We start from the raw sequence: 14,325 nt of genomic DNA, 5'->3' as shown, positions 1-14,325 counted from the left end.
TATGCGACTAAGACTGGTCAAACAGGGTACAAACATCGATTTCTTCAGCCGCGCGAAATTGTGGCTGGGTATTTCCGGATTCATGATGGTTCTGGCGGTCGTGTCTTTCATGGTGCAAGGGCTGAATTTCGGGATCGACTTCCAAGGCGGCACAAGCATCCGTACGCAAGCGGAAGCGCCAATCGTTGTGTCGGAATACCGAGACGCGATTGAACCCTTGGAACTTGGGGATGTCTCCATCACCGAGGTTTTCGATCCGAGTTTCGAAGAAAACCAAAACGTCGCAATGATCCGAATCCAAGCCCAAGAAGGCGAAGAAAGCGTGACCAACGAAACAATTGGTCAGGTTCAAACGGCGTTGCAGGCGATGGACCCCACACTGACGTTCACCGCTGTTGAATCCGTTGGCCCGAAGGTCTCGGGAGAGTTGATCCAAACCGCCTTTATTGCGGTTGCTTTGGCGGTCTTGGCGATCCTTCTTTACATCTGGCTAAGGTTTGAATGGCAGTTCGCTGTCGGGGCGGTTCTTGCACTTGTTCATGACGTTGTATTGACGGTCGGTGTCTTCTCTGAGCTTCAAATCAAATTCGATCTGGCTATCATCGCGGCGATCCTGACGATTGTGGGCTATTCGATCAACGACACGGTGATTGTTTACGACCGCGTGCGCGAGAACCTGAGGAAGTACAAAAAGAAAGACCTCAAGGACGTTCTGAACATCTCGATCAACGAAACACTGTCACGGACATTGATGACATCTGTGACAACGATGCTCGCGCTGCTGTCGCTCTTTATCCTCGGCGGCGATGTGATCCGCGGGTTCGTCTTTGCAATGATGTGGGGCGTTTTGATCGGGACCTATTCGTCGATCTTTGTGGCAACCGCGATTCTTTTGGTCCTTGGCGTTAAGCGCGATTGGTCAAAGAAGGCCGTTGCGGCTGGCACGCGCTATGGAGACATTGACGCCTGATGCGCCTGAATGAGGTCGAATATAACGACAGTCAGCCGATTGACGGCTACGGTCCGGGGTTCTTTCGAATTGGCGGAAAGGTCTTCGAAGGCGCAACGGCTGTGTTGCCATCTGGCGTGACTTCGTGGGGCGGCTACGAAGACACTCAGACGCTTTTGGACGCGATGGCCGACGTTGATGTGATCTTCGTGGGGACAGGCAAAGAGATTGCGCATATGCCTGCTGATTTCCGATCTGTTTTTGACGACGCCGGCATAGGGGTGGAGGCGATGCCATCACCAGCCGCGTGTCGAACCTACAACGTCTTGCTGAGCGAAGGGCGTCGTGTGGCGCTGGCGCTTTTGCCGGTTTGATTGGTTAGGCGCGGCGCGGTAGGTTCCAACGCATGACACTATCGGTTCGAAATCTCACAATTTCCCGCGGTGGTTTGCCTTTGCTAGAATGCGTCAGTATTGATGTTCCTGCGGGCGAAGCGCTTATCCTTCGTGGCCCCAACGGGGTCGGCAAGACGTCACTGTTGCGCACGCTCGCTGGGCTGCAAGAGGCGGAGGCTGGCGAAATAGACGCTGATCCCGATGAGCTTCTGTATGCCAGCCATGCAGACGGGGTGAAATCGCAATTGACGGTGGTCGAGAACCTAACTTTTTGGGCAGAGGTTTACGGCCAAACCGTGCCTGAAGAGGTATATGAACATTTCGAATTGGCTGACTTGAAATCGAGGTTGGCTGGAACGCTCTCGGCTGGTCAAAAACGCAGACTTGGCTTGGCCCGGTTGGGCGTGATCAATCGAAAGGTTTTGCTGCTGGACGAACCAACGGTGTCGCTTGATCAAGTTTCGGTAAAACGGTTCGCCAGTTTCTTGCAAACTACCCATCTGGCAGCGGGCGGAAGCGCTTTGATCGCCACGCATATTGATCTTGGACTGGATGCGCCAACTTATGATTTGTCGCAAAACATCGCCGCACCAACACCGCTCGATCAGGATGAGGCGTTTCTGTGAAGGCGCTTTTGCTGCGTGACTTGCGTTTGGCGATCCGCGCAGGTGGAGGCTTGGGCCTCGGCTTGGCCTTCTTCTTGATCGTGATCGTCTTGGTGCCTTTTGGTGTGGGGCCGGAACGGGAGCTTCTGAGCGCCATTGCGCCGGGTGTCTTGTGGGTCGCGGCCTTGCTGGCGTCGCTGTTGTCGCTGGATAGAATATTCGCGCTCGATTTTGAGGATGGGGCCTTGGCGCTTTTAGCAACGTCGCCACTGCCCTTGGAAGGTGCGGCATTGATCAAGGCCGCCGCGCATTGGATCACAACAGGGTTGCCGCTCACGATTGTGGCGCCGCTTTTGGGCTTTCTCCTGAATCTAGAAACGACAGCCTACAGCTTTCTTTGGATTTCGCTACTGATCGGTACGCCAGCGCTTTCGGTTATTGGAACGTTCGGGGCGGCTTTGACGGTGGGGTTGAAACGCGGTGGTTTGTTGTTGTCGCTGCTGGTTTTGCCGCTTTACGTACCTACATTGATCTTTGGCGCTGAGGTCGTGCGACGCGGCGCTGATGGTTTGAATGCGACAACGCCGATGTTGCTGCTGGCTGGGATCACTGCAGTAGCCTTCGCGCTGCTGCCTTTTGCGTCTGCAGCAGTGTTGCGGGTTAATCTGCGGTAAGTGGGTATTGAGGCCATGGTAAGAGCACGTTAGGGACCGGTCATGTCAGTTTGGGAATATGCAAATCCAAGACGTTTTATGGGCTGGACCGCCCCTGTCTTGCTGTGGGTTTTTGGCCTTGCTGGCGTGGCCTTGGTCACAGGGCTGATCTGGGGATACTTCTTTACGCCCGACGCGGCGCGTTTTGGGTCGACGGTGAAAATCATCTATATCCATGTGCCCGCTGCGTTCATCGCGATCAATGCGTGGATCATGATGTTGATTGCGTCATTGATCTGGCTGGTCCGACGCCATCATGTCTCGGCCTTGGCGGCAAAAGCAGCAGCGCCGATTGGCCTTGTGATGACGGTGATTGGACTGGCGACGGGCGCAATCTGGGGCCAGCCGATGTGGGGCACTTATTGGGCATGGGATCCGCGGCTTACATCGTTCTTGATCCTGTTTCTTTTCTACATCGGCTACATCTCACTTTGGGCCGCGATCGAGGACGGGGATACAGCTGCTGATTTGACGTCTTGGCTCTGCCTTGTTGGGTCTGTCTTTGCGCTACTGTCTCGCTATGCGGTTCTGTTCTGGAACCAAGGCCTGCACCAAGGGGCGTCGCTGAGCTTGGACGCGGAAGAGAACGTCGCGGATGTTTTCTGGTTCCCGCTAGTTCTATGTATCGTGGGCTTTGTGTTGTTGTTCATTGCACTTGTGCTGCTGCGGACCAGAACGGAAATCAGGCTTCGCCGCGCGCAGGCTTTGGAAAGACGGATGGCGAGGAACTGATGCCGGATTTAGGTAAATACGCAACCGAAGTTCTTTTATCCTACGGTGTGACGATCCTTTTGGTGGCTGGTTTGGTATGGGTCAGCTGGCGCCAGTCCGTTGCCGCCAAGCGTCGGTTGGAGGCTTTGGAGGATGAGTAAAATCTCTCCCCTTATGCTGATCCCGGTTCTGATTTTTGCAGGCTTCGCAGGGCTGTTTCTGGCCGGCATGTTTCGAGAGAATGCTGGCGAGGTACCTTCTACGCTGATCGGGCAGCCGGTGCCTGCGGTGCCGACGGAAGCCGTGGAGGGCACTGAGCTGATAGTGATGGAGGATTTCACCTCCGGCGAGATCACAATAGTGAATTTCTGGGCCAGTTGGTGTCCGCCGTGTCGCGCCGAACATCCGACGCTGTTACGGTTGAGCCAAGAGGGGTATAGGATCGCCGGTATGAATTTCAGGGATACGGGCGATCAGGCGCGGGACTATCTGATTGAGGACGGAAACCCGTTCTTTGCCACCGGATTTGATCCTCGTGGGCGGGTTGCATTGGACTGGGGTGTGACGGCACCGCCGGAGACCTTCATCGTTGGGCCAGATGGAACGGTGCTGAGCCGTTTTATCGGGCCGCTCGTGGGGTCTGATTTCGATCAACGGTTCTTGCCGATGCTTGAGGCGGCAGAAGGCAGCTAAACTGTGCGCTACCGCGCATTTCTATTCAGCCAATTGAGATGCGCCGCTTGGGCCTAACGATGGTATGGTTGCAGTGTTTTTGATACCTGCCGAGAAGCGCTTGAGGGGGCATTTTGCACCTCAAGACGCCCTTTCAAGTTTGATGTGAGTCATGCCCGCGTCAAGGCGACCTCAGCAAGCTGAGGCGGCTGCGCCGGTCTTGACTCGGCCAAGACTCACGCGGCTTTGGCGAGGTTGCGCAGCACGTAGTGCAGAACGCCGCCGTTTTCGATATAGTCGATTTCAACCGCGGTATCGATGCGACACTTCAAAGTGATCTCTTTGACGCTGCCATCCGCCATTTCAATTTTGGCGGGCACCTCTTGCAGCGGTTGGACACTTTCGAGGCCTTCGATCGTGACCGTTTCTTCTCCCGTCAGGCCGAGCGATTTGCGCGTGTCGCCACCGGTGAACTCAAATGGGATCACGCCCATTCCAACGAGGTTGGAGCGGTGAATGCGTTCAAAGCTTTCGGCAATCACGGCCTTCACGCCCAGCAAAGCGGTGCCCTTTGCGGCCCAGTCGCGGGAAGAGCCAGCCCCGTATTGAACGCCACCGAAGATGACCAAAGGTGTACCGGCTGCCTGATGCGCCATTGAAGCGTCAAAAATTGACGTTTGTGTTCCATCTGGCCCTTTGGTGTAGCCGCCTTCCACACCGTCGAGCATTTCGTTCTTGATGCGGATGTTGGCGAAGGTGCCCCTCATCATGACTTCGTGATTGCCGCGGCGGGAGCCATAGGAGTTGAACTCTCTCATAGGTACTTGACGGTCGAGGAGGTATTGTCCGGCTGGTGTTGTATCTTTGAACGATCCGGCGGGAGATATGTGGTCAGTGGTGATCATGTCGCCAAGAACGGCGAGCACCTTTGCATTGACCACGTCCGAGATTTTGCCAGCCTGCGCCCCCATACCTTGGAAGTATGGTGGGTTTTGCACATAGGTGGAGGCGGCGGGCCAGTCGTAGGTCAAGCTGTCGGTGGTCTCAACCGCTTGCCATTTCTCATCACCTTTGAAGACGTCGGCGTATTTGCTGATGAACCCCTCTCGGGTGACGGTTTGTTCGACCAAGGCGTTGATTTCATCAGAAGTAGGCCAGATGTCTTTTAGGAACACGTCATTGCCGTCTTGATCCTGCGCGATGGCCTCTGAATTGAGGTCGATGTCCATCGTGCCTGCTAGCGCGTAGGCGACAACAAGCGGAGGAGAGGCGAGGTAATTTGCGCGAACATCTGGGCTGATCCTGCCTTCGAAGTTGCGGTTACCAGAGAGGACGGAGGTGGCGACTAGATCACCTTCCGCAATAGCCTCTGACAATTCCTTTTGGATCGGACCGGAGTTGCCGATGCAGGTGGTGCAGCCGTAACCGACGAGGTTGAAACCGATCTTGTCGAGGTCGTCTTGCAGGCCCGCCGCTTCGAGGTATTCGGAGACGACCTTCGATCCGGGGGCGAGGGAGGTCTTGACCCATGGTTTGCGGTCGAGGCCCAAGGCGGCAGCCTTTCGAGCCACGAGGCCCGCGCCAATCATGACATAAGGGTTTGAGGTATTGGTGCAGGACGTAATTGACGCGATGACGACCTTGCCGCTTTCCATTGTGTAGTCTTCGCCTGCGACGTCGATTTCTTTGCCCAATAGGCGTTTGAAAGTGTCTTCCATCTCTTTGCGGAAGGCCGCTTTGGCGTCGGTAAGCGCGACATAATCTTGCGGCCGTTTCGGGCCGGAAATCGCCGGGACGATAGTGCCCATGTCTAGGTGGAGTTTGGTCGTGTAGATCGGTGCATAGTTTTCATCCCGCCAAAACCCGTTTTCCTTGGCATAGGCTTCGACCAGAGCTATGCGATCTTCGTCGCGGCCGGTGTTGCGCAAGTAGCGAAGTGTTTCGCCGTCAATCGGGAAGAACCCGCAAGTCGCACCGTATTCGGGGGCCATGTTCGCGATCGTCGCGCGGTCGGCGAGGGGGAGGCGATCCAGGCCTTCGCCGAAAAACTCAACGAATTTACCGACGACACCGAGTTCCCGCAGCATTTCGACGACTTTCAGGACCAGATCGGTACCGGTCGTGCCTTCCATCATTTCGCCGGTTAGCTCAAAACCGACGACCTCCGGGATCAGCATGGAGACAGGCTGGCCCAACATGGCGGCTTCGGCTTCAATCCCGCCAACGCCCCAGCCCAGTACCGCGAGGCCGTTGACCATCGTTGTGTGGCTATCTGTACCGACAAGCGTGTCGGGGTAGGCGACTTCTTCGCCGTTTTGATCGGTGTCGGTCCATACGGTTTGCGCCAGGTACTCAAGGTTCACTTGGTGGCAGATGCCGGTTCCGGGAGGAACCACTCGGAAGTTATTGAACGCGCCTTGGCCCCATTTGAGGAACTGGTAGCGTTCCATATTGCGTTCATATTCGCGGTCCACGTTCATTTGAAACGCGCGAGGGTTGCCGAATTCATCGATCATGACCGAGTGGTCGATGACCAGATCGACAGGATTGAGTGGGTTGATTTGTTCTGCATCGCCGCCCAAAGCCACAATCCCGTCCCGCATCGCTGCAAGGTCAACCACTGCTGGTACGCCGGTGAAATCTTGCATCAAAACGCGGGCGGGGCGGTAGGCGATTTCACGAGGGTTTTTGCCACCGTTCTTGGCCCAATCTGAAAAGGCCTTGATATCATCAGTGGAGACCGAGAATCCGTCATCTTCAAACCTCAGCAAGTTTTCCAAAACGACTTTCAGCGCAGCGGGGAGCTTAGAGAAGTCGCCTAGGCCGGCTTCTTCGGCGGCTTTGATGGAATAGTAAGCAATTGTTTTATCGCCAATCTTCAGGGATTTGCGCGTTTTTGCGGTGTCTTTTCCGACGGTGACGGTCATGGCAGTACCTTTCTAGGAACGAGCGAGAGTCGCACTAGTATCGGACTTGCAAATAGGCCAATCAAGTCACAAACGGGTTTTGGCTGTGCAACCTTGGGTTGGGGATTGAAACATCCATAACGAAAGGCTCGCAATTCGTTGATTGGTCATTTCAATGCTCATTCCTTAATTCTGGTTGAAGGAAACGAGGACTTTCGACCATGCGCGCACTTTTGTCGGCCTTTACGATTGCTTCAACTGTCTTTGGCAGTGCTGTTGTTGCTGAAAACGCAACCGTTGTGGAGCTCTATACGTCACAAGGGTGTTCGAGCTGTCCGCCAGCTGATGAAATTCTTGCGGAATTATCCGATCGTGATGACGTCATCGCTCTGGCCTTACACGTGGACTATTGGGATTACCTCGGCTGGGTTGATGACCTGGCGAACCCTGCCCATACGGAACGGCAGCGCGCCTTTGCCCGCGCCAAGGGTGCCAGGACGATCTATACCCCGCAAATGGTTTTTGGTGGTGTTGATCATGTAATTGGTTCTCGGCCAATGGAGGTGATGGAGCAAATTGAGAAACATGGGGCTGAAGCAGATGCGGTTGAAGTCTCTCTCAACCGGAACGGCGATACGCTTCGCATTGACGCGACCCAGGTTGGTACTTTCAGTGGGGACGCCGTGGTGCAGATCGTTCGGTTTATGCCAGCCGTTACACGCGACATTCGCCGGGGCGAAAACGCAGGTCGGTCATTGACGTACCATAACGTCGTCAGCAGCTGGCAGAATGCGATGACTTGGGACACCGGTGAGCCCTTGGCGATTGAAGCTACGGTGAGCGGGTCGGATGCAGTTGCGGTGATCATTCAGGACGGAACCGACGGTCCGGTTTTAGGTGCCGCTCAGCTCCGCTGATTTGCCGGATTTGTTCTTCCATCTGCGGTGAATCCAGAACCATTGCTCTGGCGCGTCTTCGATCCGCTTCTCTAGGCTTGAGGAAATGTCTGTCATCATTTGAACAGGATCGGTGTGCTTTATCGGTGCATCGAGATCCACCGAGAAACTTAATCCGTCATCCAGTCTTTTCCCAAAATACGGGATGACCAAAGCATCGAAGCGTAGTGCAATTTCGGCGGCTGAGAAGGCGGTGCGGGCAGGCTTCCCAAGGAAAGGGAGCAGTTCGCCTCTGTCGTAGTTCACATCGAATAAGAGTGTTCCCATGCCACCGGATTTGAGGTGTTTGGAAAACCCCATCGTGCCGCGTTTGCCTTGTTCAAAAACAGGTCCGCCCCAGCTCGTCATGGTTTTGGAGTAATGTTCGTTGAAGTAGGGGTTCGCCATTGGGCGATAGAGCCCGCCGATTTCGTAGCCCATGCGCGTAAGGACTTGTCTGGGTGCTTCATGGTTTCCGTAATGGCCCGTTACGAAGATCACAGGTTGCTTTTTAGCTCGCGCGTACTCCAGTGCCGCAATACCCGCACCTGTCGCTTCGCAGTCTTTGATCCAATCGCCAAACTCTTCATGGGAATAGTTTTCAATGAGGGTGCGGCCAAAGTTATCGCAAACCCCTTCAGCGATTTGGCGGCGCCGTGTCGGTGACATGTCAGGATAGATGAAAGCTAGGTTTTCCTCAGCCCGCTTTCGATAGCCAACCAATGGACCAATCGCGCGCCTTAAGGCGCTCCCCATCATCGGGACGCGGCTTTGGTAGGGGAGCTGCATGACCGACGCGATCAACCCACGCAATGCACGATCGGCCAACCAATCGGCTTTGGTTCCTTGCAAGGGTGGCGTCTTAGTCATTCAGCCAGAATAGGCTGATTATGAATGCTTAGGAAGGCCGGTTCCGATCATACTGTCGCGCGTAACAAGCTCTGCCAACTGGTCCTGCATCCAACCCTCGGTGCCGTCTGGGCGATTGGGAATTACGATGTAGCGCATGTCTGCGGTACTGTCGTGCACACGCACTTCGATATCCGGCGAGAGTTCCACACCAAATTCGCTCAGCACCCTTCGAGGCTCGCGCACTGTCCGTGACCGATACGCGCGTGACTTATACCAGTCGGGCGGAAGGCCCAGTAGGTTGCGTGGATAACAAGAGCACAGGGTGCAAACGACAACATTGTGTAGGGTTGGCGTGTTTGGCAGCGCGATGAGTTTCATAGGTCCAATGTCATACCCCATGTCTCGGGTCGCTTGTGAGCCATCGGCGAGAAGGGCTTCTGCAAAATCTGGGTCTGTCCAATACCGTGCCACGACTTGGGCTCCATTGGCGGGGCTGCGTGCATCCATCGCGTCGATCTGACTTGTGATTTGCGCGGCCGTAAGTTCACCCTTCTCTATCAACAGTTCACGAACAGCGATCTCCATCGTTTGCCAATAGGTCAGTTCAACGTCGTCATCCTTGCGATAAGGGTGTCCTGATGGTGAGAGGTGGTCGTGATGGTCATGTGGCATCAGGTGTCGAGCTCCTCTAACCAATGGGAATAGATTTCGGCTTCGATCGTGTCGCTGGGGTTGTCCGTTGCTTTGCCCCATACCTCAGCCATGGAGAAACGCACGCGGCATAGCGGCTGCGGTTCTGCTTTGAGGCCATAGGCAAGTTGTTCGGGATTTGGAAACGGTCCAAGCACGCGCTCTACTATGCCCGTTTTGCCGCGTAGGTAATAAGGCGTCCGGACATGACCAGGAGGCGAGTAGGATTTCACACGAACGCTTTGGCCACTAACCATTTGCGGCGTCCCCGTAGGTGTTGCCGCGCATTTTGACCTCTTCCATGCGCTGACCAAGTTCTTCAATCGTGTAGACGCCGTTTTCGATGAGGTTCTGGTTCACAGAGGTGATCCATCGCTCATAGTAGCTCATTGTTTCAAATGCTTCAGGCCCCATGTCTTCCAACACGCGCCGAAGCCCGTCGACTGTAAAGAGGCCCTTAACATTGCAAAGTACCAAGAGGGCATCCACGCGTTTTTCCCAAAGCGCAAAATCGTGTTCGTCTGGCAAAACGGGGTCGGATGCATCGCCGCCCATGTCATGCCATCTGCGACCAGAAGCTGTCATTTTGCCTGTTTCCATCTGAGATTGGTCATTGCTGTGATTCGAAACTTTGCTTTAATTTTCGCGTTTTAGTTGAGGTTTTGCGAAATCAGATACCCCCTACTTGTAAGGGCCTGTAAGTCGTTGGTACTCAGGGGGGTGAGAGATAGTGTCGCATTATGAATGGTTTGGACAATCGCCAAGAGCTCAGACATTTCCTCATCACTGAACTCTCGATCTGAGCGTGCGAAACTTCCAATACTTCGGGAGTCGTCGTTTGCAATTGCCCAGGTCATTCCAAATTTCATGCCAAAATCGGCGGCGGACGCTATTACCCCTTTTTCATCTAGGTGAACGAGGTCTGACCACCGAATTGTTCCTTGGTTTTCAAATCCCCACATCACTGTCGGATCCTGCATCAAGAGCCCGTTTTCAGAGTAATGCTTGTTCCATTCCTGTGAATAAGACTGGAATAAATAGCTGGGTGTTGTCAGTCGAATTTGAAAGGCAAGAGCGAAACCTTTAGAGGCCTTTTCACTTAATTCCTCAAGTTCTGAACAAAATTTCACATCTTTTGACATGGTTGATATCACTCACCTTACAGTTGATTGTTTAGTAGAAACTGTCTCAAAGTACATATACCAATAAATAGCTAGTGTGAGATCAATCCTATCGCATACTCAAGTCCAAATATACGCGGAGAGAAAATTCAGTTAAATCGAATGGCAGCTATCGAAATAAAAGCTTTGGGTGATGATGACCTGACAGAAGTTGCACCTTCTGGCTATTATATTGCTTTGCGCGTTGGATTTGCGTCTCCGGTGGAGGAAATTAACTATCTCCGCAGCGATTGGGTTCAGCACTATACGCGGCAGTGTTTTATGATGTTTGATCCGGTGGTTCGTTGGGTTCATGCAAACGTCGGTATCAAAAGGTGGACCGATTTAGCGGATGATGACCCGAGGGGGATTCTTGGTCAGGCTCAGACTTTTGGGATGAGATACGGTGTCGCTGTTTCGGTTTTCGATAACAATACGGCCGGACATCGGTCTTTTGGTTACTTTACGCGTTCTGATCGCGAATTTGCCGCAGCTGAAGAAGAAGCGCTTCTTGCTTATGTCACACGTCGTCACTTGGAAATGGCACCGCCGACCAATCTAACATCAGCTGAAATAGAGGCGTTGCGCCTTGTAAAAGAGGGACTTCGCTTAAAGGAAGTTGCGCACGAACTTGGCGTATCTGAAGGCGCGATCAAACAGCGTATCAAAAACGCAAAGGCGAAATTGAACGCCAACACCAGCTCTCAGGCTGCGACCATTGCGGCGCAGCACGGGATTGTCTGAAGACGTTAACGGCTAATTAACTTATTTTTCTCCGACTGAACAGGAATTCCTCAACAGGATTCTCGTGATGATTGCTTTTGTTTTTAGTTTCGAATTTCACATTCTAGGAGAGATAAAGAATGAAAAATATGGCGTTTAATTTTACCCAGTTGGCCAAATACGATGATGCTTTTTTTAGGTTCTTGGAGTTACGTAAGCGATTTTTTGTGGATCAGTTGGAATGGGATATTCCCCATGACGATGCGATGGAAATGGACCAATACGACAATCCAACAGCTTGGTATTCATTAGTAGAATATAACGGTGAGATTGTGGGCGGCGCCCGGACCATGCCGACAAATGCGCGGTGGGGATCGCATGGTTGCATGTTGACTGATGCGATCAACGGTAAACTCGTTGATATTCCGGACACGGTTTTGAGCGACGCGGTGTCGGAACCCAGCATTTGGGAGTGCACGCGGCTGGTGATTTCCGATGACTTAGACACTCAGGTTGAACGCGCGCAGTGCCTGTACCTAATTGTCAGTGGCCTTGTTGAGATGGCGGCGTCCCAACAGGCGCAACATCTGATATCGCTTTCGCCTTTGGCTCTTACGAGAGCGCTGCGTCAGTTGGGTTTTGGTGCAAAGCGCATTGGTGCACCTTATCTGAACGAAGGGGATGGGCGTCGCTATGCGGTTCTGACCATGCCTGCTGTGCCAAGCAGCAAATCTCAGGCCGTTGTCATTCCAGCTTCACCTAAACCTGCTGAGGAGCGTCAGTTGGCCCTTAGCTAGGCCCGTCGACGTGGGGTGGGCAGGAGGCTGGTCCTCCTGCCGATACATTTAACCGAACACACGCGCGAAAATCGTTTCGACATGCTTGGTGTGGTATCCAAGGTCGAATTTCTCGCGAATTTCCTCTTCGGAGAGCGCTGCTCTTACATCATCGTCCGCCAGAAGTTCCGTCTGGAAATCAGCACCTTGTTCCCAAACCTTCATCGCATTGCGCTGGACCAGCTTGTAACTGTCTTCTCGACTGACACCAGCTTGCGTCAACGCAAGCAAAACGCGCTGCGACATGACCAGACCGCGGAATTTATTCATATTGGCGAGCATGTTCTCTGGATAAATCACCAGTTTTTCAATGACACCGGCAAGTCGGTTCAAAGCAAAGTCCAAGGTAACGGTTGTATCAGGACCAATCGCGCGTTCAACAGACGAATGGCTGATGTCGCGCTCGTGCCAAAGCGTTACGTTTTCCATAGCTGGAACAACGGACATACGCACGAGGCGGGCGAGGCCGGTAAGGTTCTCTGTTAGGACAGGGTTCCGTTTATGCGGCATCGCCGAAGAGCCTTTTTGGCCTTTGGAGAAGAACTCCTCCGCTTCCAAAACTTCGGTGCGTTGCATGTGGCGGATTTCGGTTGCAATGTTTTCCATCGAGGACGCAATCACACCAAGGGTCGCAAAGAACATCGCGTGACGATCGCGAGGAATGACCTGTGTGCTGATCGGTTCGGGCTTCAGACCCATCTCGTTACATACATGCTCTTCGACAGCCGGATCGATATTTGCAAATGTGCCGACTGCGCCTGAAATCGCACCGGTTGCGATTTCCTCGCGGGCGTTGATAAGACGTGTCCGCCCGCGATCCATCTCGGCGTAGAACCGCGAGAAGGTAAGGCCCATCGTTGTTGGTTCAGCATGAATGCCGTGGCTGCGCCCGATGCGCACTGTGTCTTTGTGCTCCAGTGCGCGCTCTTTCAAGGCGGCCAGAACGCGATCCATGTCTGCAATTAGGATATCAGCGGCACGAACGAGTTGGACGTTCAAAGTGGTGTCGAGAACGTCGGAGGAAGTCATGCCCTGATGGACAAAGCGTGCTTCGTCATTGCCGATGATCTCTGCCAGATGGGTCAGGAAGGCGATGACATCGTGTTTTGTGACCGCTTCGATTTCGTCGATACGGGCTACGTCAAATTCCACATCTTTGGCTTTCCACACGGCGTCCGCGTTTTCCTGTGGGATCACTCCAAGTTTGGCCATCGCATCGCAGGCGTGCGCCTCAATCTCATACCAGATGCGGAACTTTGTAGCAGGGTCCCAAATGGCGGTCATTTCTGGGCGGGAATAGCGAGGAATCATCGTGTGATAGCCTTTTTGTGATTGGGCAGCAGGTTGTGTCGCGTCATAATGGGGGGGAAGGAAAGCCTCAAGGGAGGATCGTATGTTCAAAGCTTTGATTGTCGCGGCAGGATTGGTGCCGACATTGGCAATAGCCGAAGAATGGACGCCGTTGTTCGAGGATGCGGCCATTCAAGAGGCGCTGGCAGATCGAACGGTGCGGTATGATGCGCTGACATTTCAGATTTTCGGGGCGGCCGGAGACACGCAATATATCACCGAACGTGCGAGTGAAGGGCGTTGGGCCGCACGCGGTGGACAATATTGTAGCGTTTGGCCACCTTCAGACGTTTGGACCTGCTATGATTTCGCCGTAAGCGGAAACTCGGTTCGCTTCATTGGCACAGATCGCAGCGTGAGTGTCGGAACCTACGAAGAATAATGCTGCAACCTTCTGATTTCTTAGGTCTCTGGGGCGTCACCCGGACGATCGAAGACCGCCATTCAAACCAAACTGGCCGTTTCGACGGTGAAGCGACGTTCGCCCAAAATTCAAGCGGCACCTTGTCATATTTAGAAACGGGGCAAATGCGATTGGGGCAGGGGCCGTCAATGACGGCAACGCGGTCTTATAAGTGGCAATTCATTGATAGTCAGGTCAACGTCTTCTTTGAAGATGGTCGGCCGTTTCATTCTTTTGAGCCTGTTGGAAAATCAGCTGGAACCGATCATCCGTGTGGCGATGATTACTATACTGTGGCCTATGATTTTCTGGACTGGCCCGGCTGGTCGGCGGTTTGGACAGTGAGCGGACCGAGGAAGGACTACACCTCTACAACGAAATACATGCGCGACTGATTGCGCCAACAGTCTTGCACCTTTCCTTTC

19 protein-coding genes are annotated in these 14,325 nt (G+C 53.7%); 12 read left to right on the top strand and 7 right to left on the bottom strand.

Annotated features, from left to right (window positions below; all coding sequences use genetic code 11):
- Position 1 precedes the first annotated feature (1 nt).
- Genes secF through BUA85_RS04645 form a run of 7 tightly spaced genes read left to right on the top strand, consistent with a single transcriptional unit; the run spans position 2 to position 4,066 of the window.
- A complete protein-coding gene (secF, locus tag BUA85_RS04675; protein WP_072899689.1) occupies positions 2 to 970 on the top strand; it encodes a protein translocase subunit SecF in 969 nt (322 codons plus the stop codon).
- Positions 970 to 1,323 (top strand): Mth938-like domain-containing protein, encoded by a 354-nt coding sequence (locus BUA85_RS04670; RefSeq protein WP_072899687.1) that lies wholly within the window; start codon positions 970 to 972, stop codon positions 1,321 to 1,323. Before secF ends, BUA85_RS04670 begins: the two co-directional genes overlap by 1 nt.
- 32 nt (positions 1,324 to 1,355) lie before the next feature.
- Positions 1,356 to 1,970: a heme ABC exporter ATP-binding protein CcmA gene (gene ccmA / locus BUA85_RS04665; protein ID WP_072899685.1), complete on the top strand. Its 615-nt coding sequence runs from the start codon at positions 1,356 to 1,358 to the stop codon at positions 1,968 to 1,970.
- Positions 1,967 to 2,623, top strand: coding sequence for a heme exporter protein CcmB (ccmB, locus tag BUA85_RS04660; protein WP_072899683.1), 657 nt, complete (start codon positions 1,967 to 1,969; stop codon positions 2,621 to 2,623). The genes ccmA and ccmB overlap by 4 nt, the downstream gene beginning before the upstream one ends.
- A gap of 42 nt (positions 2,624 to 2,665) precedes the next feature.
- Positions 2,666 to 3,394 (top strand): heme ABC transporter permease CcmC, encoded by a 729-nt coding sequence (gene ccmC / locus BUA85_RS04655; protein ID WP_207548128.1) that lies wholly within the window; start codon positions 2,666 to 2,668, stop codon positions 3,392 to 3,394.
- Positions 3,394 to 3,534, top strand: a complete 141-nt coding sequence (gene ccmD / locus BUA85_RS04650) for a heme exporter protein CcmD (RefSeq protein WP_072899680.1) — start codon at positions 3,394 to 3,396, stop codon at positions 3,532 to 3,534. The genes ccmC and ccmD overlap by 1 nt, the downstream gene beginning before the upstream one ends.
- On the top strand, positions 3,527 to 4,066 hold the full coding sequence (locus BUA85_RS04645) for a DsbE family thiol:disulfide interchange protein (RefSeq protein WP_072899678.1): 540 nt from the start codon (positions 3,527 to 3,529) through the stop codon (positions 4,064 to 4,066). Before ccmD ends, BUA85_RS04645 begins: the two co-directional genes overlap by 8 nt.
- 215 nt (positions 4,067 to 4,281) lie before the next feature.
- On the opposite strand, the gene acnA is transcribed toward BUA85_RS04645, so the two are convergent.
- Positions 4,282 to 6,972, bottom strand: coding sequence for an aconitate hydratase AcnA (gene acnA / locus BUA85_RS04640; RefSeq protein ID WP_072899675.1), 2,691 nt, complete (start codon positions 6,970 to 6,972; stop codon positions 4,282 to 4,284).
- 200 nt (positions 6,973 to 7,172) lie between these two features.
- On the opposite strand from acnA, the gene BUA85_RS04635 reads away from it, so the two are divergent.
- A complete protein-coding gene (locus tag BUA85_RS04635) occupies positions 7,173 to 7,868 on the top strand; it encodes a DUF1223 domain-containing protein (RefSeq protein ID WP_072899673.1) in 696 nt (231 codons plus the stop codon).
- On the opposite strand, the gene BUA85_RS04630 is transcribed toward BUA85_RS04635, so the two are convergent.
- The 5 genes from BUA85_RS04630 to BUA85_RS04610 all read right to left on the bottom strand — a co-directional run bounded on the left by BUA85_RS04630 (position 7,845) and on the right by BUA85_RS04610 (position 10,570).
- Complete coding sequence (locus BUA85_RS04630; protein ID WP_072899671.1) at positions 7,845 to 8,756, bottom strand: lysophospholipid acyltransferase family protein; 912 nt, start codon at positions 8,754 to 8,756, stop codon at positions 7,845 to 7,847. The genes BUA85_RS04635 and BUA85_RS04630 overlap by 24 nt on opposite strands.
- A gap of 18 nt (positions 8,757 to 8,774) precedes the next feature.
- Positions 8,775 to 9,410, bottom strand: coding sequence for a nitrile hydratase subunit alpha (nthA, locus tag BUA85_RS04625; protein ID WP_072899669.1), 636 nt, complete (start codon positions 9,408 to 9,410; stop codon positions 8,775 to 8,777).
- Positions 9,410 to 9,685: an SH3-like domain-containing protein gene (locus tag BUA85_RS17060; protein ID WP_072899667.1), complete on the bottom strand. Its 276-nt coding sequence runs from the start codon at positions 9,683 to 9,685 to the stop codon at positions 9,410 to 9,412. The genes nthA and BUA85_RS17060 overlap by 1 nt, the downstream gene beginning before the upstream one ends.
- Entirely contained in the window at positions 9,678 to 10,013 is a 336-nt protein-coding gene (locus tag BUA85_RS17055) for a ScnB-like protein (RefSeq protein WP_341350617.1), read from the bottom strand. The genes BUA85_RS17060 and BUA85_RS17055 overlap by 8 nt, the downstream gene beginning before the upstream one ends.
- A gap of 65 nt (positions 10,014 to 10,078) precedes the next feature.
- Positions 10,079 to 10,570: an autoinducer binding domain-containing protein gene (locus BUA85_RS04610; RefSeq protein ID WP_131802764.1), complete on the bottom strand. Its 492-nt coding sequence runs from the start codon at positions 10,568 to 10,570 to the stop codon at positions 10,079 to 10,081.
- A gap of 141 nt (positions 10,571 to 10,711) precedes the next feature.
- Here BUA85_RS04610 and BUA85_RS04605 point away from each other — a divergent pair, with 141 nt between their 5' ends.
- The gene (locus BUA85_RS04605) at positions 10,712 to 11,332 is read left to right on the top strand and encodes a helix-turn-helix transcriptional regulator (protein WP_072899661.1); all 621 of its coding nucleotides are present in this window, start codon (positions 10,712 to 10,714) and stop codon (positions 11,330 to 11,332) included.
- A 119-nt stretch (positions 11,333 to 11,451) separates the two neighbouring features.
- Positions 11,452 to 12,108, top strand: coding sequence for an acyl-homoserine-lactone synthase (locus BUA85_RS04600; RefSeq protein WP_072899660.1), 657 nt, complete (start codon positions 11,452 to 11,454; stop codon positions 12,106 to 12,108).
- Between the two features lie 48 nt (positions 12,109 to 12,156).
- Here BUA85_RS04600 and purB read toward each other — a convergent pair whose 3' ends face one another.
- A complete protein-coding gene (purB, locus tag BUA85_RS04595; RefSeq protein WP_072899658.1) occupies positions 12,157 to 13,458 on the bottom strand; it encodes an adenylosuccinate lyase in 1,302 nt (433 codons plus the stop codon).
- 82 nt (positions 13,459 to 13,540) lie between these two features.
- Between purB and BUA85_RS04590 the strand changes: the two genes are divergently transcribed.
- Together BUA85_RS04590 and BUA85_RS04585 are read left to right on the top strand one after the other, a co-directional pair.
- Positions 13,541 to 13,879 (top strand): hypothetical protein, encoded by a 339-nt coding sequence (locus tag BUA85_RS04590; RefSeq protein WP_072899656.1) that lies wholly within the window; start codon positions 13,541 to 13,543, stop codon positions 13,877 to 13,879.
- Positions 13,879 to 14,295, top strand: coding sequence for a DUF6314 family protein (locus BUA85_RS04585; RefSeq protein WP_072899654.1), 417 nt, complete (start codon positions 13,879 to 13,881; stop codon positions 14,293 to 14,295). Before BUA85_RS04590 ends, BUA85_RS04585 begins: the two co-directional genes overlap by 1 nt.
- Positions 14,296 to 14,325 lie beyond the last annotated feature (30 nt).

Origin of the sequence: Cognatiyoonia sediminum (assembly GCF_900129845.1) — a bacterium.
In the GTDB taxonomy this organism is placed as follows: domain Bacteria; phylum Pseudomonadota; class Alphaproteobacteria; order Rhodobacterales; family Rhodobacteraceae; genus Cognatiyoonia; species Cognatiyoonia sediminum.
This window is presented reverse-complemented; position numbering and strand designations above follow the sequence as displayed.